The organism is Streptomyces sp. YGL11-2 (genome assembly GCF_050054615.1).
Lineage (GTDB): Bacteria > Actinomycetota > Actinomycetes > Streptomycetales > Streptomycetaceae > Streptomyces.
On sequence record NZ_JBNHIN010000003.1, the window covers coordinates 346474 to 368735 of the forward strand.

The window sequence follows — 22262 nt, forward strand, 5'->3', positions numbered from 1 at the left end:
CCGTCCCTGGCCCCGAGTGTAAGCAGCTGCCCCGAAAAGGGGATCAGCTCACCGTGAGGCGGAGAATCCGGTCATCCCCCTCGCGGGGCTTGCCGCGTCCGTCCGTGTTGCCGGTGACCAGCCACAACGCGCCGTCGTCAGCCGCCACCACGGTCCGCAGCCGCCCGTACTCGCCCTGCAGAAAAGCCTGCGGCGCGGCGACCGGCTTCGTACCGTTCAGCGGGATCCGCCACAGCCGCTCCCCGCGCAGCGCCGCCATCCAGATCGAGCCCTTGGCGTACGCGATCCCGCTGGGCGAGGCGTCGGCCGGCTTCCACTGGACGACCGGATCGACGAACCCGCCGTGCGAGGAGCCGCCCTTGCCCTCGACCTCCGGCCAGCCGTAGTTCCTGCCCGGCTCGATCAGATTGAGCTCGTCCCAGGCGTCCTGCCCCAACTCCGAGGCCCACAGCCGCTGGTCACCGTCCCAGGCCAGCCCCTCCACATTGCGGTGGCCGTAGTCGTACACCACCGAGTCGGCCTCGGGGTTGCCGTGCACCGGCTCGCCGTCCGGGGTCATCCGCAGGATCTTCCCGGCCGGCGACTTCTTGTCCTGGGCCAGCTGCTTGTCGCCGGTCTCACCCGTCCCCGCGTAGAGCATCCTGTCCGGGCCGAAGGCGATCCGCCCGCCGTTGTGGAGCCGGCCCTTGGGGATGCCCTTGAAAATGGTGTTGGGCGCGCCCAGTTGGTTGCCCGGCTCGCGCTTCTCGTCGTAGATCATCCGCGCGATGCGGTTGTCGGACTCCGTGGTGAAGTACGCGTACACCTGGTGGTCGGCGCCGAACGTCGCGGGCACCGCCAGCCCCAGCAGCCCGCCCTCGCCCCCCGGGGCCACGCCCGGCACCGACCCCAGTTCCGTGATCCTGCCGCCGTGCGCCGCGACCCGGACGATCTTCCCGGTGTCCCGTTCGCCGACCAGCAGATCCCCGCCGGGCAGCACCGCGACGCCCCACGGCGACTTCAGACCGGTGGCCAGGACCCCGGTGACCCGCACCGAGCCCTTCGCCGGCGGCACCACCGCGGACGGCCTCGGCGAGGCCACCCCCGGACGTCTGCCCGGCCCGGCAGCCCCCGCGCCACCCCCTGCCGGCCCCCCGCCGGACGAACACCCCGCAGCCAGGAGCAGCGAAGCAGCGGCCAACACAGCGGTCCGGGAACGACGTTGCACGGCAGGAGTCCTCTCGTCGGCGGGCGTGACAAGGACACCACATCCACCCGTACCGCCCCCCTCACACCAACCCCCACCCACCGTTTCTTCCCCCCACCCACGGGAGGTGACGGGCCGGAGGGGCGGGGTGTCCGGACGTAAAGCGAAGCAGTCCGGACACCCCGCCCCGCAGGCCCGTCACCGCACCCCGAAAGCCCCGCGCAGCGGACAAAATCCCCCACGGTGGGAAACCCGGCGACGTGGGCAGCAGGCAAAGCGCAGCAGCCCCGCGCCGCAGGCGCAAAATGGCGAACCCCCACGGCGGGAAACCCGACAACGTGGGAAGCAGGCAAAGCGCAGCGGACTAGTACCAAGACCCCCGAGCCCGCGGCAGCAACGCGATCTCCCGCAAATCTTCCTGAGTGAGCGTCAGGTCCGCCGCCTTGGCGTTCTGCGCCGCCCAGCGCTCCTTCTTCGTTCCCGGTACGGGGACCACATGGCGGCCCTGGGCCAGTACCCAGGCCAGTGCCACCTGCCCCGGGGTCGCGCCGTGCCGGGCGCCGACCCGGCGCAGCCCGGCCACCACCGGCTGGTTGGCGGCCATCATCTCGGCGGTGAAGCGCGGATGGCGGGCCCGTACGTCCTCCGGTTCGAAGCCCTGGCCCGGGGTGAGGGTGCCGGTCAGATAGCCGTTGCCCAGCGGCATCGCCGCCAGGAAGCCCACCCCGCGCGACTCGCACCACGGGAGCAGCTCCTCCAGTGCCTCCGGCGACCACACCGACAGCTCCGCCTGCACGCTGCTGACCGGGAACACCTGCTGGACACGCTCCAGTTGGCGCAGCGTCCCGTCGTGTATCCGCGACCGGGGGCGCCCTCCTGCCCCGGTCGCACGCAGCTCCATCCGGGCCGCGCGCGGCGGTCGCACGGCGCGCGCCCCGACCGCGCACAGGCCCAGCGACCGCACCTTCCCGGCCGCCACCAGCTCCGCCATCGCCCCCCAGGTCTCCTCGATGGGCACCTCCGGGTCGGCCCGGTGGAGCTGGTAGAGGTCGATGCGGTCGGTCTGGAGCCGGCGCAGCGAGGCGTCGCAGGCGCGCCTGATGTAGCCGGGCCGCCCGTTGGCGACGATGTGCTGATCCCCGGCCAGCAGCCCGCACTTGGTCGACACGAACGCGTCCTGGCGCCGCACCCTGAGGGCCCGCCCCACCAGCAGCTCGTTGGTGAACGGGCCGTACATGTCAGCGGTGTCCAGCAGGCTGCACCCCCGGTCGAGCGCGGCGTGCACGGCCCGCAGCGAACCCTCCCCGCTGCGCTGCGACTCGGTGTACCCCCAGCTCATCGGCATGCAGCCGAGCCCGATTGCGCCCACTTCGAGGGCTGCCGCGCCGATTGTCCTGCGCTCCACCTGGTCGTGCCTCCGTCCCCTCGCCCCCGATCAAGGGCCAGACCAAACTAACGTCTGAACCAAACGTCTCTTCGCATAGCCTCAGGCCATGGCAACAGCAGACCCGCACGCAGCCGCCGGCGACGTATGGCTCCCGATCCCGCCGGGCGACATCGACGGCCTTCCCGGCGGCCTGAGCTACGTCCACTGGGATGCCGGCCCGGACTATCCGGCCGACCCCGCCCGCTGCGTCTTCTACGCCGTCCCCTACATGAAGCGGGCCGACATCTGCCTGCGCCCGCTGCCGCGGATGGGTCGGGTGCGGGTGGTGCAGGCCCTGACCGCCGGGACCGAGCACCTGCTGCCGGAGATCTCCCGGATGCCGTCCGGCGCGCAGCTGTGCAATGCCCGCGGGCTGCACGACGCCAGCACCGCCGAGCTCGCGCTCACCCTGACCCTGGCGTCGCTGCGCGGTGTCCCGGACTTCGTCCGCGGCCAGGACGCCGGTGAGTGGCGAGCCGGCTTCCAACCGGCACTTGCCGACAAGTCGGCGCTCATTGTGGGCTATGGTTCGATCGGCAGTGCCATCGAGGACCGGCTCACGCCTTTCGAGTGCGCGCGGGTGATGCGCATCGCGCGCACCGCGCGTGACACTGTGCGCGGTCCGGTGCATCCACTCTCCGAGTTGACCGCCCTCTTGCCCGAGGCGGACGTCGTCGTGCTGGCCACTCCGCTCACCGAGCAGACCCGTGGCCTGGTCGGACGCGGTTTCCTGGCCCGGATGAAGGACGGCGCACTGCTCGTCAACGTCGCCCGCGGCCCGGTCGTCGACACGGGGGCGCTACTTGCCGAACTGGAGTCGGGACGGCTCCGCGCCGCCCTCGATGTGACCGATCCGGAACCCCTCCCCGCGGGCCATCCGCTGTGGCACGCTCCCGGCGTGCTCATCACTCCACACGTCGGCGGCCCCAGCTCTGCCTTCCTGCCCCGTGCGAAGCGGCTGCTGCGCGAGCAGTTGACGCTTTTCGCGGCCGGCGAGCCCGTACGGAACGTGGTCGCGACCGTCCCCGCACGGCTTGCGGGTCGCTCTACGAAGCCGTAGGACTGCAGGGGGTGTTCACTCTCCGCAGGGCTGTCACGCTCCGTAGAGATGCTATGTCCCTGAGTGACGGATCTGGTGTATCGTCCCGATCGGGGATCGCGCCGGGATCGTGACGGCGCGGTACGAAAGATCCGGAACCGAGGGGGGCGACGGGCGATGTACTGCCGATGGATGATCCGCGAGACACGCGATCCACGAGTGCCCGCGGGAATGCCACAGGAACCCCGGGCGCGCCGGTCCCGAAGCGGTCCGACGCGGTGGAACGGGAGAGAGCGGTGAGCGCCCAGGGGGCGACGCTCTCGCGGTCGCCCGCGCAGGCCGGCGGTCAGCCGAGCGCCGTCCCGCAGATCGCGTTGACCGCCGTCTGCGGTGGCTACGCCATCGGCGCCTCCGTAGGCTGGGGTTCGGCGTATCTCGCCGTGTTCATGGGGGACTTCGGGCTCAGCGTGGCCGCCCTCGTGGCGGCCGTCTCGTGCGGTCTGTACGCCCGCCGGTACCGCACCCCCTTCCGCCCGGCCTGGGCGCTGTTCGCCGTCTCCTCCGGGATGGCCGGTCTCGGCAACGCCGTCTGGGGCTGGTACGAGGTCATCAAGGGGGCCAGCGTGCCCAGCCCCTCGCTGGCCGACTTCTGCTTCCTGCTGTTCGCGCCGCCGGCCATCGTCGGGCTGCTGGTGCTCGCCAAGCGGCCGGTGACCCGGGCCGGTTGGGTCTGCCTGGGGCTCGACGCCTGGCTGATCGCCGGTTCGCTGCTGACCCTCTCCTGGAGCCTGGCGCTCGCGCACACCGCGCACTTCCACGGCCGCTCGGTCGCCCGCAGCGCCCTGTCGCTGGCGTATCCGCTGCTGGACATCGTGCTGGTGAGCATGGTGCTGGCGCTGCACTTCCGGCGCTCCTCCGTGCACCGCTCCGCGGTCAACACCGCGATCGCCGCACTGGCGTTGACGGTGCTGTGCGACGCGCTGTTCAGCTCGCCGCTGCTGCGCGACCACTACCGCTCCGGACAGATCCTGGACGCCGGCTGGTTCGCCGGTTCGATGCTGCTCGCGTACGCCCCGTGGGTGGCCCGCCGCTCCGGCCGGGAGCTGGCCGGCGAGGCCGTCGCGCAGGCGGTGCGCCGCCCGCAGCCGCCGCCCGGCAGCCGCCCCATCGCGGGCTCGCTGGCCGCGCTCACGCCGTATCTGGCCGCCGCCGTCTGCACCCTCGGCATCCTGACCAACGTCCTGGACGGGCGGCGGATCGACCGCGTGGTGCTCTTCACCGGCTGCACGGTCGTCCTGGCGCTGGTCGTCCGGCAGGGCATCATGCTGCTCGACAACATCACCCTCACGCAGGAACTGGCCCAGAAGGAGAACCACTTCCGCTCCCTGGTCCAGGGCTCCAGCGACGTCATCATGATCGCCGCCCCGACCGGTGTGCTCCGCTACGTCAGCCCGGCCGCCGCCGGTGTCTACGGCCGCGACGCCGAGGAGCTGGTCGGCTCCGAGCTGGCCTCGCTGATCCACCCCGAGGACCTGGGGCGGGTGGTCCACGAGGTCCGCCGGTTCCTCGCCGCCTCGCCCGAGGCCGAGCCGACCACCCGTATCGAATGCCGCTTCCGGGCCGGCGTGCAGCGTTCCGGCGGCGGCTGGCTGAACGTCGAGTCCACGGTCAACCGCCACCACGGCGGCCTGATCTTCAACTCTCGCGACGTCACCGAGCGGGTCCGGCTTCAGGCCCAGCTCCAGCACAACGCCTCGCACGACGCGCTCACCGACCTGCCCAACCGCGCACTGTTCACCGAACGCGTCACCAAGGCCGTCACCGGCCGCCGCGCCAGCGACCACGGCACCGCCGTGCTCTACATCGACCTGGACGGCTTCAAGCAGGTCAACGACACCATCGGGCACCAGGCGGGCGACGAGCTGCTGGTGCAGGCGGCCCGCCGGCTGGCCGAATCGGTGCGGGCCGGCGACATAGCGGCCCGGCTGGGCGGCGACGAGTTCGCCGCGCTCATCACCGGCGACGGCACCCGCGACCGGGCGGCCCGCGAGCACCGCATCCACGAGATCGCCGACCGGCTGCGCATCCGGCTCTCCGACCCGTACCGCATCGACGGGCGGGACGTCCGGGTAGCGGCCAGCATCGGTGTCGCCTTCGCCGACCCGGGCGTCAGCCCGTCGGGCCTGCTGCGCAACGCCGACCTGGCGATGTACCGCGCCAAGCAGGCCGGCAAGGGCCGCGTCGAGCTGTACGCCCCGCAGATGCAGGACGAGGTCACGCACCGCGCCGAGCTGGCCACGAAGCTGCGGACGGCCCTGCACGACGGGGAGTTCGCGCTGCTGCACCAGCCGGTGGTCGAGCTGGCCAGCGGGCGGATCACCGCGGTCGCCGCGCAGGCCCGCTGGCGCTCCGCCGAGGGCATCCTCTTCACCCCCGCCGAGTTCCTCCGGGTCGGCGCCCGCGGGCGGCTCACGGACGAGGACGGCCAGCGGGCCGCGGAGCTGGGCCGGTGGCAGCTGGAGGAGGCGGTCGCGCAGGCCGCGGTGCGGCACCGCGCCGGCCACAAGGCCCCGGTCGCGGTCCGGCTCTCCGCCCGCCGACTGCTGGACCGCGCACTGCCCCCCAAGAGCATCGAGGCGATGCTCGTCCGGCACGGCCTCCCCTCGGGGGCGCTGGTGCTGGAGTTGTCCGAAAGTGATCCCCGCATTCCGCTCGACGACCTGGAACGCCGGCTGGCCGCGCTCCGCCGGCTCGGCGTACGGATCGCGCTGGACGCCTTCGGCAGCGGCTGCGCCGCGATGGGGGCGCTGCGCCGGCTGCCCGTCGACGTGCTGCGGCTGGACCGCGAGCTGATCGACGGCGTGGTGGAATCCCCCCGGGTGCACAAGATCACCGCGGGGCTGCTGAGGATCGCCTCCGACCTCGGCATGCAGTCGGTCGCGGAGGGCGTCGACCTGCCCGAGCAGGTGCTCGCGCTGCGCTCCCTGGGGTGCACGCACGGGCAGGGCATGGCCTTCGCGGGGCCGATGGACGAGCACCGGCTGCGGCGGGCGCTGACCCGGGGGAGCTACCCGGTCCCGGACCTGACGGGCCCCGGCCGGGCGGTGGTGCTCAGCGGCAGCGCCCGGCCCGCTCGGCACGGCGGCGCGGCCGGTGCGGACACCCTGGCGCATCCCCCGTTGCGCTCAAATAGTGAGACCTCCGTCCCACCCACTTGACACTCGGTGCGCACCGGGGGGAGGGTCAGTGCCATGCGCACCCGAATTCTCGTACTTGGAAAGCGCGTCGGCTGAAGCTGGGCCCCTGACGAAGTCCAGCTGACCACACCGGCGCGCTCCCCTCGCTTGCCTCACGGCACGGGGGGTTTTTTGTTGCACAGCAACCTCACAAATCCGTCAAAACCCTCAGCTTCGAGAAGAGACGCAGATGACCGAGCAGGCCACCGGGGCCCACCATCCGCAGCCGCGGGCCCGTAACTCCGGCGGATCGCAGAAGCCCGCGACCGTCGAGCACGTCACGGGCGCGCAGTCCCTCATCCGTGCGCTGGAGGAGGTCGGGGCCGACACCGTGTTCGGCATCCCCGGAGGTGCGATCCTTCCCGCGTACGACCCGATGATGGACTCCTCGAAGGTCCGGCACGTGCTGGTGCGGCACGAGCAGGGCGCGGGACACGCCGCCACCGGATACGCCCAGGCCACCGGCAAGGTCGGCGTCTGCATGGCGACCTCCGGGCCGGGCGCCACCAACCTGGTCACCCCGATCGCGGACGCGCACATGGACTCCGTCCCGCTGGTCGCGATCACCGGCCAGGTGGCCTCCAAGGCGATCGGCACGGACGCCTTCCAGGAGGCGGACATCTGCGGCATCACGATGCCGATCACCAAGCACAACTGGCTGGTCACCGACCCGGCCGAGATCCCCAGGACGATCGCCGAGGCGTTCCACGTCGCCTCCACCGGCCGCCCCGGCCCGGTCCTCGTCGACATCGCCAAGGACGCCCTCCAGGCGCAGACCACCTTCGTGTGGCCGCCGCACACCGACCTGCCCGGCTACCGCCCGGTCACCAAGCCGCACGCCAAGCAGATCCGCGAGGCCGCCCGGCTGATCGCCGAGTCCCGGCGCCCGGTGCTCTACGTCGGCGGCGGCGTCATGAAGGCCGGCGCCACCGCCGAGCTGAAGGTGCTCGCCGAGCTGACCGGCGCCCCCGTCACCACGACCCTGATGGCGCTGGGCTCGTTCCCCGACACCCATCCTCAGCACCTCGGCATGCCCGGCATGCACGGCTCGGTCGCCGCGGTCACCGCGCTGCAGAAGGCGGACCTGCTGATCACCCTCGGCGCCCGCTTCGACGACCGGGTCACCGGCAAGCTGGACTCCTTCGCGCCGTACGCCAAGGTCGTGCACGCCGACATCGACCCGGCGGAGATCGGCAAGAACCGTGTCGCCGACGTGCCGATCGTCGGCGACGCCCGCGAGGTCATCGCCGACCTGATCGTCGCGGTCCAGGCCGAGCACGACGCCGGCCACAAGGGGGACTACAGCGCGTGGTGGAAGGACCTCAACCGCTGGCGCGAGACCTACCCGCTGGGCTACGACCTGCCGGAGGACGGCAGCCTCTCCCCGCAGCAGGTCATCGAGCGGATCGGCAAGCTCGCCCCCGCCGACACCATCTACGCGGCCGGCGTCGGCCAGCACCAGATGTGGGCCGCCCACTTCATCGACTACGAGCGGCCCTCGACCTGGCTCAACTCCGGCGGCGCCGGGACCATGGGCTACGCGGTGCCCGCGGCGATGGGCGCCAAGGCCGGGATGCCGGACCGCACGGTCTGGGCGATCGACGGTGACGGCTGCTTCCAGATGACCAATCAGGAACTGGTCACCTGCGCGCTCAACAACATCCCGATCAAGGTCGCGATCATCAACAACGGCGCGCTGGGCATGGTCCGCCAGTGGCAGACGCTGTTCTACAACCAGCGCTACTCCAACACCGTGCTGCACAGCGGCCCGGACGCCGGCGCCGGGGCGCCCGGGAGCGGCCCGGCGGCCGGCACCCGGTGCCCGGACTTCGTCAAGCTGGCCGAGGCCATGGGCTGTGTCGCGATGCGCTGCGAGGACCCGGCGGAGCTGGACGCGGTCATCGCCAAGGCCAACGCCATCAACGACCGCCCGGTCGTGGTCGACTTCATCGTCCACGAAGATGCACAGGTGTGGCCGATGGTCGCCGCCGGCACCTCCAACGACGAGGTCATGGCAGCCCGGGGCGTGCGTCCCGACTTCGGCGACAACGAAGACGACTGATCCAGGACGTCACGGACGCACGGAAGAAGAGAGAAGACGACATGTCCAAGCACACGCTCTCCGTCCTGGTGGAGAACACCCCCGGCATCCTCGCCCGGATCGCCGCGCTGTTCTCCCGCCGCGGCTTCAACATCGACTCGCTCGCGGTCGGGGTCACCGAGCACCCCGACATCTCCCGCATCACCATCGTGGTCAGCGTCGAGTCGCTGCCCCTGGAGCAGGTCACCAAGCAGCTCAACAAGCTCGTCAACGTCCTGAAGATCGTCGAGCTGGAGCCCGGCTCGGCCATCCAGCGGGAACTCGTCCTGGTGAAGGTGCGCGCCGACAACGAGACCCGCTCGCAGATCGTCGAGATCGTCCAGCTCTTCCGGGCCAAGACCGTCGATGTCTCCCCGGAGGCGGTCACGATCGAGGCGACCGGTTCCAGCGACAAGCTGGAGGCGATGCTCAAGATGCTGGAGCCGTTCGGCATCAAGGAGTTGGTGCAGTCGGGCACCATCGCGATAGGCCGTGGTGCCCGGTCCATCACGGACCGCTCGCTGCGTGCCCTGGACCGCACGGCCTGATCCGGCGGTCCGCCGGACCGTATGCCGAGACCCCGCAACTTTCCCCGCCCCGCCCGACGTACTGTGTGGGCACCCGCTAGATCCAAGGAGATACCCGAAGTGGCCGAGCTGTTCTACGACGACGACGCCGACCTGTCCATCATCCAGAACCGCAAGGTCGCGGTCATCGGCTACGGAAGCCAGGGTCACGCCCACGCGCTGTCCCTGCGCGACTCGGGCGTCGACGTGCGCGTCGGTCTGCACGAGGGCTCCAAGTCCAAGGCGAAGGCCGAGGAGCAGGGCCTGCGCGTGGTGACGCCCGCCGAGGCCGCCGCCGAGGCCGACGTCATCATGATCCTGGTGCCGGACCCGATCCAGGCCAAGGTCTACGAGGAGTCCATCAAGGACAACCTGAAGGACGGCGACGCGCTGTTCTTCGGCCACGGCCTGAACATCCGCTTCGGCTTCATCAAGGCCCCGGCCGGCGTGGACGTCTGCATGGTCGCCCCCAAGGGCCCGGGCCACCTGGTCCGCCGTCAGTACGAGGAGGGCCGCGGCGTGCCGTGCATCGCGGCCGTCGAGCAGGACGCCTCCGGCAAGGCGTTCGAGCTGGCGCTCTCCTACGCCAAGGGCATCGGCGGCACCCGCGCCGGCGTCATCAAGACCACCTTCACCGAGGAGACCGAGACCGACCTGTTCGGTGAGCAGGCGGTGCTCTGCGGCGGTGCCTCGGCGCTGGTCAAGGCGGGCTTCGAGACCCTGGTCGAGGCGGGCTACCAGCCCGAGATCGCGTACTTCGAGTGCCTCCACGAGCTGAAGCTGATCGTGGACCTCATGTACGAGGGCGGCCTGGAGAAGATGCGCTGGTCGGTCTCCGAGACCGCCGAGTGGGGCGACTACGTCACCGGCCCGCGGATCATCACCGACGCCACCAAGGCCGAGATGAAGAAGGTGCTCGCGGAGATCCAGGACGGCACCTTCGCCAACAACTGGATGGCGGAGTACAACGCCGGCCTGCCGAAGTACAACGAGTACAAGAAGGCCGACGAGAACCACCTGCTGGAGACCACCGGCAAGCAGCTGCGGAAGCTGATGAGCTGGGTGGACGACGAGGCGTAAGCCCCGGCGACGAGGGGGGCCGCGGCACCGTCCGCGGCCCCCCTCGCCCCCGCCGCCGCTGTCGTCCCCGGCTTCGGGGTGTTGCCGCACCGGATTGTCCACCGCGTAGCGCCCCGCATGGGTGATCCTTCCGCTTCGGCACAGCCCGTGCCGTCCCTCGCCACTACACTGCTCGTCACAAGCGCGTCAGGCTCACAGCGTCGTGCGTCTTCCACGCGGCATTCCCCCCTTCACCGCCTTCGGCCGTCGGGACGGCCGTCCGCGAAGGACTAGTGAGGACTGAAGACCACGTGAGCACTGCCAACCCGGGTAAACCCGTTGTACTGATCGCCGAGGAGCTGTCGCCGGCCACCGTCGACGCCCTCGGCCCGGACTTCGAGATCCGGCACTGCAACGGCGCCGACCGCGCCGAGCTGCTGCCCGCGATCGTCGACGTCGACGCCATCCTCGTGCGCAGCGCGACGAAGGTGGACGCCGACGCGATCGCCGCTGCCAGGAAGCTGAAGGTCGTCGCCCGGGCCGGCGTCGGCCTGGACAACGTCGATGTCTCCGCCGCCACCAAGGCCGGCGTGATGGTCGTCAACGCCCCGACCTCCAACATCGTCACCGCCGCCGAGCTGGCCTGCGGTCTGCTGGTCGCCACCGCGCGCAACATCCCGCAGGCGAACACCGCCCTCAAGAACGGCGAGTGGAAGCGCAGCAAGTACACCGGCGTCGAGCTCAGCGAGAAGACCCTCGGCGTGGTCGGCCTCGGCCGGATCGGCGTGCTGGTCGCCCAGCGGATGTCCGCCTTCGGCATGAAGGTCGTCGCGTACGACCCGTACGTCCAGCCGGCCCGCGCCGCCCAGATGGGCGTCAAGCTGCTGACCCTGGACGAGCTGCTGGAGGTCTCCGACTTCATCACCGTCCACCTCCCCAAGACGCCGGAGACCGTCGGCCTGATCGGCGACGACGCGCTGCACAAGGTCAAGCCGAGCGTCCGGATCGTCAACGCCGCGCGCGGCGGGATCGTGGACGAGGCGGCACTGGCCAGCGCGCTCAAGGAGGGCCGGGTGGCCGGCGCGGGTCTGGACGTGTACGCCGTCGAGCCCTGCACCGACTCGCCGCTCTTCGAGTTCGACCAGGTCGTCGCCACCCCGCACCTCGGTGCGTCGACGGGTGAGGCGCAGGAGAAGGCCGGTATCGCGGTCGCCAAGTCGGTGCGCCTGGCGCTCGCCGGCGAGCTGGTGCCGGACGCGGTCAACGTCCAGGGCGGCGTGATCGCGGAGGACGTCAAGCCGGGGCTGCCGCTGGCCGAGCGGCTGGGCCGGATCTTCACCGCGCTGGCCGGCGAGGTCGCGCTCCGCCTCGACGTCGAGGTGTACGGCGAGATCACCCAGCACGACGTCAAGGTGCTCGAACTCTCCGCGCTCAAGGGCGTGTTCGAGGACGTCGTGGACGAGACGGTGTCGTACGTCAACGCCCCGCTGTTCGCGCAGGAGCGCGGCGTCGAGGTGCGGCTGACCACCAGCAGCGAGTCGCCCGAGCACCGCAACGTGGTGACCGTCCGCGGCACGCTCGCCGGCGGCGAGGAGGTGTCGATCTCCGGCACCCTGGCCGGCCACAAGAACGTGCAGAAGGTCGTGGCGGTCGGCGAGCACTCCATCGACCTCGCGCTCGCCGACCACATGGCGTTCCTGCGCTACACCGACCGCCCCGGCGTCGTCGGCACCGTCGGCCGCATCCTGGGCGAGGCGGGGATCAACATCGGCGGCATGCAGGTCTCCCGGGCCGACATCGGCGGTGAGGCGCTGGTCGTGCTCACGGTCGACGACACCATTCCGGCGAGTGTGCTGGCCGAGATCTCCGAGGAGATCGGCGCGACCTCGGTGCGCGCGGTGAACCTCACCCACTGAGCCACCGGCTTTCGCGGGTCGACGGGCCCGGACCCCGCTGCGGCGGAGTCCGGGCCCGTTGCCGTGCGCGCACCGTACGGAGGGCGGGGCGGTGCCGCCCGTGGGTGCCGGCCCCTGCCCCGTTCACCCGAATGGCCTAGCGGGTTCCGAGGGGGAGGGGCCCGCGAGTGCCGTTCGGCGGCCGCCGGAGCCGCCGGGCGCCGGGTCTCCCGAGTCGCTGGGGGGATGGTCGCGACGCGCAATGGGAACTGCGCGTGCCCCCGCCGGCGCGTGCGGAAGGAGACAGGACGCCATGAACGCACCCCTGGGTGACACTCCGCAGAGTCTGACCGGTCTGCACGTGGTGGACGCGGAGGGCGCGAAGGTGGGCATCGTCCAGCAGGTCTATCGGGACGACGCCACCAACGACCCCGAGTGGATCACCGTGCGCACCGGGCTGTTCGGCATGAAGGAGACCTTCGTGCCGCTCGCCGGGGCCCGGCGGACCGGCGACGAACTGCAGGTGCCGTACTCCAAGGCGACCATCAAGGAGGCGCCGAGGATCGATGCGGACGGCCACCTCGACCCCTCTGAGGAGGAGCGGCTCTACCGCCATTACGGGCTGAAGCAGCCGGGGTCCGGCGGCGGCAACCCGGGCCCGGCCGGCGGCATCACCGAGGGCACCGGCGGTACCGCCGGCGCCGACGGGGCGGCCGCGTCGGCCCGGCCCACCGCGGCCGCCACGCCGGACCGGAGCACGCCCGGGGCGGCTGGGGCGGCCGGGGCCCGCGGCCGGGCCACGGGGGGCCCGGTGCCGCACCGCACCCGCGCGACGGCCGGACACGGCGCGCCGGGCGGCGACCGCACCCGGGACGCCACCCGGCCGATGGCCGTGTCCCGCGGCCGTGCCGAGCGGGACGAGCGTGCCGAACGAGAAACGGCGCGTGGCACCGAACTCCACGAGGAGGAGCGGGAGTTCGACGACGGCCGGGGGAGTGGCCGGGGGGAGGGTGAGGGGCCCGGGCCGGAGGAGCGGCGCTGAGCCGCGGCGGGGTCCGCAGGGCCGGGCCGTCGAGTCGGTTCACCGCCGGAACGCCGGAATCTGTACGTACGTATAAGACGCTCGTCTGGTACAGGTGTCTGGCGCGGCGGTAGGCTGCCCGCATGGGACACCGCGAAGATCTTCTGGAGGGCGCCAAGCGGTGCCTCCTGGAGAAGGGGTACGCGCGCACCACCGCCCGCGACATCGTCGCCGCCTCCGGCGCCAACCTCGCCTCCATCGGCTACCACTACGGCTCCAAGGACGCCCTGATGCGTCAGGCGGTGATCGCCGCCAGCGAGGAATGGGGCGCGGGGTTCGCCGAGGTGCCCGCGGCCGGCGGGGCGCGGGCCGGGGAGGGCGAGCCGCTGGAGCGGTTCGCCGCGACCTGGGACACCGTCCTGCAACGCATCGCGACCGAGCGGGAGTTCATCGCCTCGCAGGTCGAGGTGCTGGGGCTGTTGCCGCGCGACGAGGCGCTGCGTACCGCCATCGGCGAGGTGCTGCCGGAGGGCGGCGAGGGGCTGGTCGCGGTCTTCGAGGGGGTGCCGGACACCGAGGTCGACGCGGAGACCGCCCGCGTCGTGGGGTCCTTCTATCAGGCGCTGCTGACCGGGCTGATGGTGCAGTCGCTGGTCACACCCGACGCGCTGCCGTCGGGCCGGGATCTGGCGGAGGCACTGCGCCGGGTGACCGCGGGCGAGGTCCTCGGGTCGGACGCGGGGGAGCGGTAGCGAGGCCCGGCGGCCACCGGAGCCCGGTGGCCGCCGTCGGCCGTCACCGGCCGGGCCGGCGCAGCAGCAGCTCCGTGTTGTGGTCGGTGGCCGCGCCGAGCTTGGCGTTCGGGGTGGCGTAGGGGTCGTTGTACGACAACTCGCGGTAGAGGGCGGCCAGTCCGGCGTCCGAGGTGTCGTGGACGTCGGTGACGTACGGGGCGGCGGACTCGACGAGCGTGGTGAACAGGGACAGCGTGCCGTCGCCGTTGTCGGCGAGCTCGATGATCCGGGCGTGCTGCGGATAGTCGACGTGGGAGGCGGTGTTGATCTCCCAGAAGGCCCGCTCGGGGACCGCGTGGCCGTGCGGGGTGATCCGGTTCTCGTGGGTGTGGCCGTTCACCCAGGCGACCACGTTCGGATAGCGCTGCAGCAGCGAGACCAGCGCCGCGCCGTCGTGGCGGAGCTCGAACGGGTGGTACGGGTCGGGCAGCAGATTGCCCATCGTCGCGCTGGTGTGGTGGCTGAACAGCACGATCAGCGAGTCGCCGGACCCGCCGCGCACGGTGCGGCCGTCGGTGTCGTACCAGCGGCTGCTGTGGGACTGGAGCTGCGACTCCAGCCACTTGAGCTGCGCGGTGCCCAGCGAACCGTCCGCGAATCCGGCCCTGTTGGTGGTGTCCAGGCTGATGCCGAGGACTCCCTTGGCAAGCGGGAAGGCGTAGTAGAGGTGACCGCTGTTCGCCGCGTCCGCGGTGAAGCCGTGGCCGACCGGACCCGCGCCGGTGTGCGCCGGGTCCAGGTGCGCCCGCGCGAACTCGGCGGGGCTGAACGGGCGGCGCCGCTCGTCCGGGGTGACCTTGCGGACCGCGCCCTCGCTGGTCAGCAGCTTGCCGAGCAGCGCGGCGGCCTGCCCCGGGTCGTGCTTGAGGGCGTCCGCGAGCTTGGCCGCGGTGGCGTCGTCGCAGCCCTCCAGCTTGCGGTCGCCGGTGTAGAGCGAGTTCAGCAGCCCGAGGTCGGGCAGGCTGCCCTCGATGCTGTCGTCGTGGTTGCCGACCGTGGTGTACCAGGGCATCTGCAGGCCCGGCGCGGTGAACGGTCGGCCCGCGCCCGACAGGAAGCCCGGTATCTGCGGCAGCCCCTTGGCCTTGTAAAGGTCCTGGAGGGGCAGTTCGGGGTTCCAGTAGTCCACGTTGCCGGAGTTCTGCACGCCCTCGTAGCGGGACGGGTCGCCGCTGCTGGGGGTGATCCGGCCGCCGCTCATGACGGTCAGGTACCAGTCGAGCTCGATGTGCTCGTGGTTGTCGGTGTTGTCGCCGGTGGCCATCACCATGCCGAACGGCATGCCGGTGTACGGGCCCCGGCGGACCGCGTTGACCCGCTCGACCAGCGAGGAGGCGCCGCGCACGGTCAGCGCCTCCTGGGGGCGGCACGCGCTGTCGTTGAACTTCGCCAGGTACTCGAACCGCACCGGCGACTCGACGTCCGCCAGATGCAGATCGGTGAACTGCACGAACGAGGCGAGCCCGGTGCGCCGGTCGTCGCGCCCCGCGCCCGCGCCCGCCAGCTCACCGCGCACCACCAGCGGCCAGCCGGGGCCCGCCACCAGCTGCTTGTACGCCCCGCTGCCCACCGGCCGCGCGGCCTGTTCGAGGGTGGTCCCCCGGGTCCGTACGGCCCGCGCCGCGGTGACCGCCAGCGCCCGGTCGTACGCCCCGGCCGACAACAGCGCGGCACCCGCGGCGACGGCGGACATCCTGGACATGAATTGACGGCGGTTCATCCCGTGCATGAAGTCCCCCTGGGGTGGCGGCAGTTGGCGGCGATGGGTCGGTTCGCGGCTCGCGACGCTGCGCCCGCCGGTCGGGCGCAGCCGATGCGCCGTCACGCTACTTGCCAGTAGTCACGGACAACAGGTCTTGCGCACGACGAGAAGATGGACAGTCGGTGCCGAAGGGACTGTCCGGTGGGTCGGGCGCGGAAGGGCCCCGGCGCGCAATCAGCGCGCAGTCAGCGGAACCAACCCGCCCTCAGCGGAACCAACCCCCGCCCTCAGCGGAACCAACCCGCCCTCAGCGGCTCACAGCCGGGCCGCCTTGAGCGCCATGTGGAGCTGCAGCCGGTCCGCGCCCTCGTCCAGGTCGAGGCCGGTCAGCTTCTCGACCCGGCCCAGGCGGTAGTAGAGCGTCTGGCGGTGGATGCCCAACTGCTGGGCGGTGCGCCCGGCCTGGCCCGCGCAGTCGAGGAACGCCTCGGCGGTCCGGGCGAGTTCGGCGTGCGCGGGGGACAGCAGCGGGCCGATGGCCGGGTCGGGTTCGGTGGCGGGGAGGGCGGTCAGCAGGCGGTACGCGCCGATGCCGTCCCACTGTGCGACGGGGCCCAGCCGGGGCTCGGCGCGCGCCGCGCGGGCCGCGTCCAGCGCCTGCCGCCAGGCGGCCGGCAGATCGGTCGGCTCGCGGGTGCCGATGCCGACGCCGGCGGCGCCGGGGCCCGGCCGCGAGCCGGTGCGGCCCCCGGCGGCCGGCGCCCCGCCCGCGCGCGGGGAGCGCAGCAGATGGTCGGCCACCGTATGAGCCGGGGCGAGCGAGCCGGTCTGGCGCAGCCGGACCAGCGCGGCCAGCGCGGGCCCGGCGGTGGCGGGGTGCCGCTGCCCTGTGAGGGCGCCGCCCGGCGCGGGCAGCGGGCAGGCCGCCAGCAGGCCGGGCAGGCTCGGCAGCGGTGCGGCGTCGGTGGCCGCGGTGTCCCAGGGGAGCACGGCCACGAGGGTGAGCGGGGTGCCCGGTATGAAGCGCAGGGTGTCGCGCAGCGCGTCCCGCAGCGCGACCGCCGCGGCGGGCCGCCCCGTGGACCGGGAGGTGAGCAGCTCCCGCAGCAGCTCGGCCAGTTCGGACCCGGCACGAGACTCGTCGGCGAGCAGCGCCCCGATCCGGGCGGCGGTCTCCATCGCCTGGGCGATCCGGGGGTCGGGCGGGGTGCCGTGGCCGCCCAGCGCGAGGTCGGTCAGATGGCCGTCGTCCAGCAGCCAGACATAGCCGTGCACGATGCCGCGGTGCCGAACGGGCAGACAGATCCGGCCTTTGAAGACGCCGGCCGCCGGGTCCGGGGGAATACGCAGCGGAGTCGTGGCACGGGCGATGCCGAACGCCTCGAACCAGGCGCGCACCGCCGCCGACGAGCGGCGCTGGAGGATCGAACGGGTCCGCACCGGGTCCATGACCTCGTCGTCCTCGCCCTCGTGCGCGCCGAACGCGATCAGCCCGAAGTCCCGGTCCTCCAGCGTCGCCGGGGCGCCGAGCGCCGCCGAGATCTCGTCCACGAGCTGCTGGTAGTCACTCCGCATCCGCCGTCCGGCCCTCTCCTGTCGCCACCGCCACTCCCTCCCCATTCTCATACATCTGTCTGAGATCCCGGCCACGAAGGCGTGACAGCTGTCGATGGCCGGAAAGTGGCGCGATCCTTAAATTTCAGGTGGCTCCCCTTGCCGCCGCGCCGCCCACAAGGCGCCCGCCCCGGCAATTGTCATCCTGAATCATGGAGGTGCCCATGCTGGGTCCCGTGCTTCTCGCCGCCGCGCGCAGCGACAGCATCCGCCGCCTCGTCGCGGCTGCTCCGGTCACCCGTCCCGTGGTGGACCGCTTCGTCGCGGGCGAGCGCCTGGACGAGTCGATGACGGTCGTGCGGACGCTGGCCGCCCGCGGGATGGAGGTCACCCTCGACCACCTCGGCGAGGACATCACCGACCCGGCCGAAGCACTGCGCAACCGCGACGCCTACCTCCAGCTGGCCGAGGCCCTCAAGGAGCACGGACTCGGCGCCAGGGCCGAGATGTCGGTCAAGCTCTCCGCCTTCGGCCAGGCGCTGTCCGGCGGGCACGAGCTGGCGCTGCGCAACGTCACCCCGGTGGTCGAAGCCGCCGCGGAGGCCGGCACGACCGTGACGCTGGACATGGAGGACCACACGACGGTCGACTCCACCCTCGCCATCCTCGGCGCCCTGCGCGAGCGCTTCCCCCAGACCGGCGCGGTGCTCCAGTCGTACCTCTTCCGCACCGAGGACGACTGCCACGCACTCGCCGGGGAAGGCTCCCGGGTGCGGCTGGTCAAGGGCGCGTACAAGGAGCCCGCGACCGTCGCCTACCAGGACAAGCGGGAGGTCGACCTGGCCTACGTGCGCTGCCTGAAGATCCTGATGGCCGGGCAGGGCTACCCGATGATCGGGTCCCACGACCCGCGGATGGTGGCCATCGGCCAGGAGCTGGCGCACCGCAACGGCCGCAAGCCAGCCGACTACGAATTCCAGATGCTGTTCGGCATCCGCGAGGCCGAGCAGCAGCGGCTGGTCGCGGAGGGGCACCGGATGCGGGTCTACATCCCCTACGGCACGGACTGGTACGGCTACTTCATGCGGCGCCTGGCCGAGCGCCCGGCCAACCTGACCTTCTTCCTCAGGTCCCTGGCCACCCGCGGCTGACCGGCTCTTTTTAGTTCCGGTTTACCTGTTCTTTTGGAACGCTATGGGTGGATGCTGGACCCGAGGGCCTCTCTCGGGGCCGGCGCCACCCGCCGCCCACCCGCCGTGGCAGCGCCCGCGGCACCCGACCGACGTACACCGACGTACGTAAACCGACGATCGAGAACCGACGATCGCAAGCGTAAGGAGACACGGCCGCTATGGACGCTGTGACCCAGGTCCCCGTGCCGGTGAACGAGCCGGTGCACAGCTACGCCCCGGGCAGCCCGGAGCGATTCCGCCTGGAGGCCAAGCTCAAGGAGCTGGCCGGCAACCCGATCGAGCTGCCGATGACCATCGGCGGCAGACGGCGGATGGGCGGCGGCGAGCGCTTCGACGTCGTGCAGCCCCACCACCACTCGGCCCGGCTCGGCACCTACGCCAACGCCACCGTCCAGGACGCCCGGGACGCGGTGGACGCCGCGCTGGCCGCCGCCCCCGCCTGGCGCGAGATGGCGTTCGACGACCGTGCCGCGATCATCCTCAAGGCCGCCGACCTGCTCGCCGGCCCCTGGCGCGAGACGATGGCCGCCGCCACCATGCTCGGCCAGTCCAAGACCGCCCAGCAGGCCGAGATCGACACCCCCTGCGAGCTGGTCGACTTCTGGCGCTTCAACGTCCACTTCGCGCGGCAGATCCTCGCCGAGCAGCCGCCGGTGAACTCCCCGGGCGTCTGGAACCGTTCCGACCACCGCCCCCTCGAAGGCTTCGTCTACGCGATCACGCCCTTCAACTTCACCGCGATCGCCGGCAACCTCCCGACCGCCCCCGCCCTCATGGGCAACGTCGTGGTCTGGAAGCCGTCCCCGACCCAGACCTTCGCCGCCGTGCTGCTGATGCGGCTGCTGGAGGAGGCCGGGCTGCCGCCGGGCGTCATCAACCTCGTCACCGGCGACGGCAAGGACGTCTCCGAGGCGGCCCTGGCCCACCCCGACCTGGCGGGCATCCACTTCACCGGTTCGACCAGGACCTTCCAGTACCTCTGGAAGACGGTCGGCACCAACATCGAGAAGTACAAGACCTACCCGCGGCTGGTCGGTGAGACCGGCGGCAAGGACTTCATCGTCGCCCACCCCTCGGCCGACCGCGCCGTCCTGAAGACCGCCATGACCCGCGGCGCCTTCGAGTTCCAGGGCCAGAAGTGCTCCGCGGCCTCCCGCGCGTACGTCCCGGCCTCCCTCTGGAACGCCGGGTTCAAGGAGGAGTTCGCGGCCGAGGTCGACGCGCTCTCCATGGGCGACGTCACCGAGCTGGCGAACTTCATGGGCGCGGTCATCGACGAGCGCTCCTTCGCCAAGAACAAGGCGGCGATCGACCGCGCCAAGGCCGACCCCACCATCGAGGTCGTGGCCGGCGGCACCTACGACGACAGCGTCGGCTACTACGTCCGCCCCACCGTCCTGGTCTCCACCGACCCGGAGAACGAGATCTTCAAGGACGAGTACTTCGGCCCCATCCTCGGCGTCTACGTCTACGACGACGAGGCCGAGGGCGGCTACGACGCCATGCTCACCCAGATGGAGTCCGCCTCGGCGTACGGCCTGACCGGCTGCGTCATCGCCCAGGACCGGGCCGCTGCCGCCGCCACCTGCGAGAAGCTGCGCTTCGCGGCCGGCAACTTCTACATCAACGACAAGCCCACCGGTGCCGTGGTCGGCCAGCAGCCGTTCGGCGGCGCCCGCGCCTCCGGCACCAACGACAAGGCCGGCGCCAAGCAGAACCTGATGCGCTGGACCTCCACCCGCTCCATCAAGGAGACCCTGGTCCCGCCGACCGACTACCGCTACCCGCACATGGGCTGACGCCCGCGCGCACGGCCACGGCCCGGTGCCCCCTCGGGGGTGCCGGGCCGTCGGCGTGGCGGGAAGGGCGGGAAGGACGGGACGGGGCGCCGTGGCGGGAAAGTGCGCCTGCCGTCTCAGATAGTAGGAAGCCCAAGTAATTGTGCAGACATCACCGCCCGGCTGTCCTAGCTTTGTAGATGCCGAACGTATCGCTGCATCCAGCGAATGCGGATGCGGCCCGGTGCGTATGCGCAGGTGACCCCTGCCGCGCCGAGGCCCCCGCTCCTGCCGGCCGCTTCTGGATCGACGCACCCCTCACGTTCTTCTCGGGGCTTTGGCATTGGAGATGCGCAACATGGCCGAGACCACTGTCCGCAGGACCCGTCACTCCGCCCGTCAGACCAACGACGCCGACCGCCAAAACGCCGCCGCCGCACTTCAGCGCGCGCTCGACCGCCGCGACAACGGCGGCGCCACGGGGCACTGAACCCGCCGGCCGAAGACGCCGCAGGGGCGCCCGGGATCCGTTCCCGGGCGCCCCGCCGCTGTGGCGGCACGGCCCGGCCGCACCGGTCGCCCGACGGCATGTCCGTATGCCGGACGTTACGTGTCAATCACTGGGACGCGGAGTAGGGTCCAGACATGTCTCGCAGCATTCGCCTCGCAGTGATCCCCGGTGACGGTATCGGCCAGGAAGTCGTGGCCCAGGGACTCAAGGTCCTGACCGCGGTCCTCCCGCAGGACGTCAAGCTGGAAACCAAGGAGTACGACCTCGGGGCCCGGCGCTGGCACCGGACCGGTGAGACCCTGCCGGACGCGGAGCTGGAGTCGCTCAAGCAGCACGACGCGATCCTGCTCGGCGCGATCGGCGACCCGTCGGTACCGTCCGGTGTGCTGGAGCGCGGGCTGCTGCTGAAGCTGCGGTTCGCCTTCGACCACTTCGTCAACCTGCGCCCGTCGAAGCTGTTCCCGAACACCGCGACCCCGCTGGCCGTTCGCGACGAGCAAAGGGGGGCGATCGACTTCGTCGTCGTACGCGAGGGCACCGAGGGACCGTACACCGGCAACGGCGGCAGCCTGCGGACCGGCACCCCGGCCGAGGTCGCCACCGAGGTCAGCGTGAACACCGCCTACGGCGTGGAGCGGGTGGTCCGGGACGCGTACGAGCGGGCCAACGCCCGCCCCCGCAAGAAGCTGACCCTGGTCCACAAGAACAACGTCCTGGTCTACGCGGGACACCTGTGGAAGAATATCTTCGACCGGGTCGGCCGGGAGTACCCCGAGGTCACCACCGACTACCTGCACGTCGACGCCGCGACGATCTTCCTCGTCACCCAGCCCGAGCGGTTCGACGTGATCGTCACCGACAACCTCTTCGGCGACATCCTCACCGACCTCGCCGCGGCCGTCACCGGCGGCATCGGCCTGGCCGCCTCCGGGAACATCAACCCCACCGGCGCCTTCCCGTCGATGTTCGAACCGGTACACGGCTCCGCGCCGGACATCGCGGGCACCGGCAAGGCCGACCCGACCGCCACGATCCTCTCCGTCGCGCTGCTGCTGCGCCACCTCGGCCACGAGGAGCAGGCCGCCCGCATCGAGGCGGAGGTCGCCGCCGACCTGGAGGCCCGGGACGGTTCGGCCCGTACGACCGAGGAGATCGGCGACGTGATCGCCGCACGCGTGGCGGGCTGACGCCCGACGCACCGCAGCACCCTCGCAGCGCCGGG

At 71.8% G+C, this 22262-nt stretch carries 16 protein-coding genes; 12 read left to right on the forward strand and 4 right to left on the reverse strand.

What is annotated here, in order from left to right; all coding sequences use genetic code 11:
* Positions 1-43: 43 nt before the first annotated feature.
* Together ACO1BR_RS06155 and ACO1BR_RS06160 are read right to left on the reverse strand one after the other, a co-directional pair.
* Positions 44-1207 carry a PQQ-dependent sugar dehydrogenase gene (locus ACO1BR_RS06155; protein WP_426793970.1) on the reverse strand — a complete coding sequence of 388 codons (1164 nt, stop codon included), beginning with the start codon at positions 1205-1207 and terminating at the stop codon, positions 44-46.
* Between the two features lie 343 nt (positions 1208-1550).
* A complete protein-coding gene (locus ACO1BR_RS06160; protein WP_426793971.1) occupies positions 1551-2591 on the reverse strand; it encodes an aldo/keto reductase in 1041 nt (346 codons plus the stop codon).
* 88 nt (positions 2592-2679) lie between these two features.
* Between ACO1BR_RS06160 and ACO1BR_RS06165 the strand changes: the two genes are divergently transcribed.
* The 8 genes from ACO1BR_RS06165 to ACO1BR_RS06200 all read left to right on the forward strand — a co-directional run bounded on the left by ACO1BR_RS06165 (position 2680) and on the right by ACO1BR_RS06200 (position 14260).
* Complete coding sequence (locus tag ACO1BR_RS06165) at positions 2680-3672, forward strand: 2-hydroxyacid dehydrogenase (RefSeq protein ID WP_426793972.1); 993 nt, start codon at positions 2680-2682, stop codon at positions 3670-3672.
* 275 nt (positions 3673-3947) lie between these two features.
* Positions 3948-6869, forward strand: coding sequence for a putative bifunctional diguanylate cyclase/phosphodiesterase (locus ACO1BR_RS06170; protein WP_426793973.1), 2922 nt, complete (start codon positions 3948-3950; stop codon positions 6867-6869).
* Between the two features lie 208 nt (positions 6870-7077).
* Positions 7078-8949 (forward strand): acetolactate synthase large subunit, encoded by a 1872-nt coding sequence (locus tag ACO1BR_RS06175; RefSeq protein ID WP_426793974.1) that lies wholly within the window; start codon positions 7078-7080, stop codon positions 8947-8949.
* Positions 8950-8990: 41 nt separating this feature from the next.
* On the forward strand, positions 8991-9515 hold the full coding sequence (gene ilvN, locus ACO1BR_RS06180; RefSeq protein ID WP_043266247.1) for an acetolactate synthase small subunit: 525 nt from the start codon (positions 8991-8993) through the stop codon (positions 9513-9515).
* A gap of 99 nt (positions 9516-9614) precedes the next feature.
* Complete coding sequence (gene ilvC, locus ACO1BR_RS06185; protein ID WP_426793975.1) at positions 9615-10613, forward strand: ketol-acid reductoisomerase; 999 nt, start codon at positions 9615-9617, stop codon at positions 10611-10613.
* 290 nt (positions 10614-10903) lie between these two features.
* Positions 10904-12508: a phosphoglycerate dehydrogenase gene (gene serA / locus ACO1BR_RS06190; protein WP_159507933.1), complete on the forward strand. Its 1605-nt coding sequence runs from the start codon at positions 10904-10906 to the stop codon at positions 12506-12508.
* A 292-nt stretch (positions 12509-12800) separates the two neighbouring features.
* The gene (locus tag ACO1BR_RS06195) at positions 12801-13529 is read left to right on the forward strand and encodes a PRC-barrel domain-containing protein (RefSeq protein WP_426793976.1); all 729 of its coding nucleotides are present in this window, start codon (positions 12801-12803) and stop codon (positions 13527-13529) included.
* Positions 13530-13651: 122 nt separating this feature from the next.
* The gene (locus ACO1BR_RS06200; RefSeq protein WP_426793977.1) at positions 13652-14260 is read left to right on the forward strand and encodes a TetR/AcrR family transcriptional regulator; all 609 of its coding nucleotides are present in this window, start codon (positions 13652-13654) and stop codon (positions 14258-14260) included.
* A 43-nt stretch (positions 14261-14303) separates the two neighbouring features.
* On the opposite strand, the gene ACO1BR_RS06205 is transcribed toward ACO1BR_RS06200, so the two are convergent.
* Together ACO1BR_RS06205 and ACO1BR_RS06210 are read right to left on the reverse strand one after the other, a co-directional pair.
* Complete coding sequence (locus tag ACO1BR_RS06205) at positions 14304-16004, reverse strand: TIGR03767 family metallophosphoesterase (RefSeq protein WP_426793978.1); 1701 nt, start codon at positions 16002-16004, stop codon at positions 14304-14306.
* A gap of 315 nt (positions 16005-16319) precedes the next feature.
* Complete coding sequence (locus tag ACO1BR_RS06210; RefSeq protein WP_426793979.1) at positions 16320-17579, reverse strand: PucR family transcriptional regulator; 1260 nt, start codon at positions 17577-17579, stop codon at positions 16320-16322.
* 203 nt (positions 17580-17782) lie between these two features.
* On the opposite strand from ACO1BR_RS06210, the gene ACO1BR_RS06215 reads away from it, so the two are divergent.
* The 4 genes from ACO1BR_RS06215 to ACO1BR_RS06230 all read left to right on the forward strand — a co-directional run bounded on the left by ACO1BR_RS06215 (position 17783) and on the right by ACO1BR_RS06230 (position 22227).
* On the forward strand, positions 17783-18709 hold the full coding sequence (locus tag ACO1BR_RS06215) for a proline dehydrogenase family protein (protein ID WP_426793980.1): 927 nt from the start codon (positions 17783-17785) through the stop codon (positions 18707-18709).
* 200 nt (positions 18710-18909) lie between these two features.
* Positions 18910-20550 (forward strand): L-glutamate gamma-semialdehyde dehydrogenase, encoded by a 1641-nt coding sequence (gene pruA, locus ACO1BR_RS06220; protein WP_426793981.1) that lies wholly within the window; start codon positions 18910-18912, stop codon positions 20548-20550.
* 337 nt (positions 20551-20887) lie between these two features.
* The gene (locus tag ACO1BR_RS06225) at positions 20888-21019 is read left to right on the forward strand and encodes a hypothetical protein (protein ID WP_268249797.1); all 132 of its coding nucleotides are present in this window, start codon (positions 20888-20890) and stop codon (positions 21017-21019) included.
* 155 nt (positions 21020-21174) lie between these two features.
* Entirely contained in the window at positions 21175-22227 is a 1053-nt protein-coding gene (locus ACO1BR_RS06230) for a 3-isopropylmalate dehydrogenase (RefSeq protein WP_426793982.1), read from the forward strand.
* Positions 22228-22262: the final 35 nt, after the last annotated feature.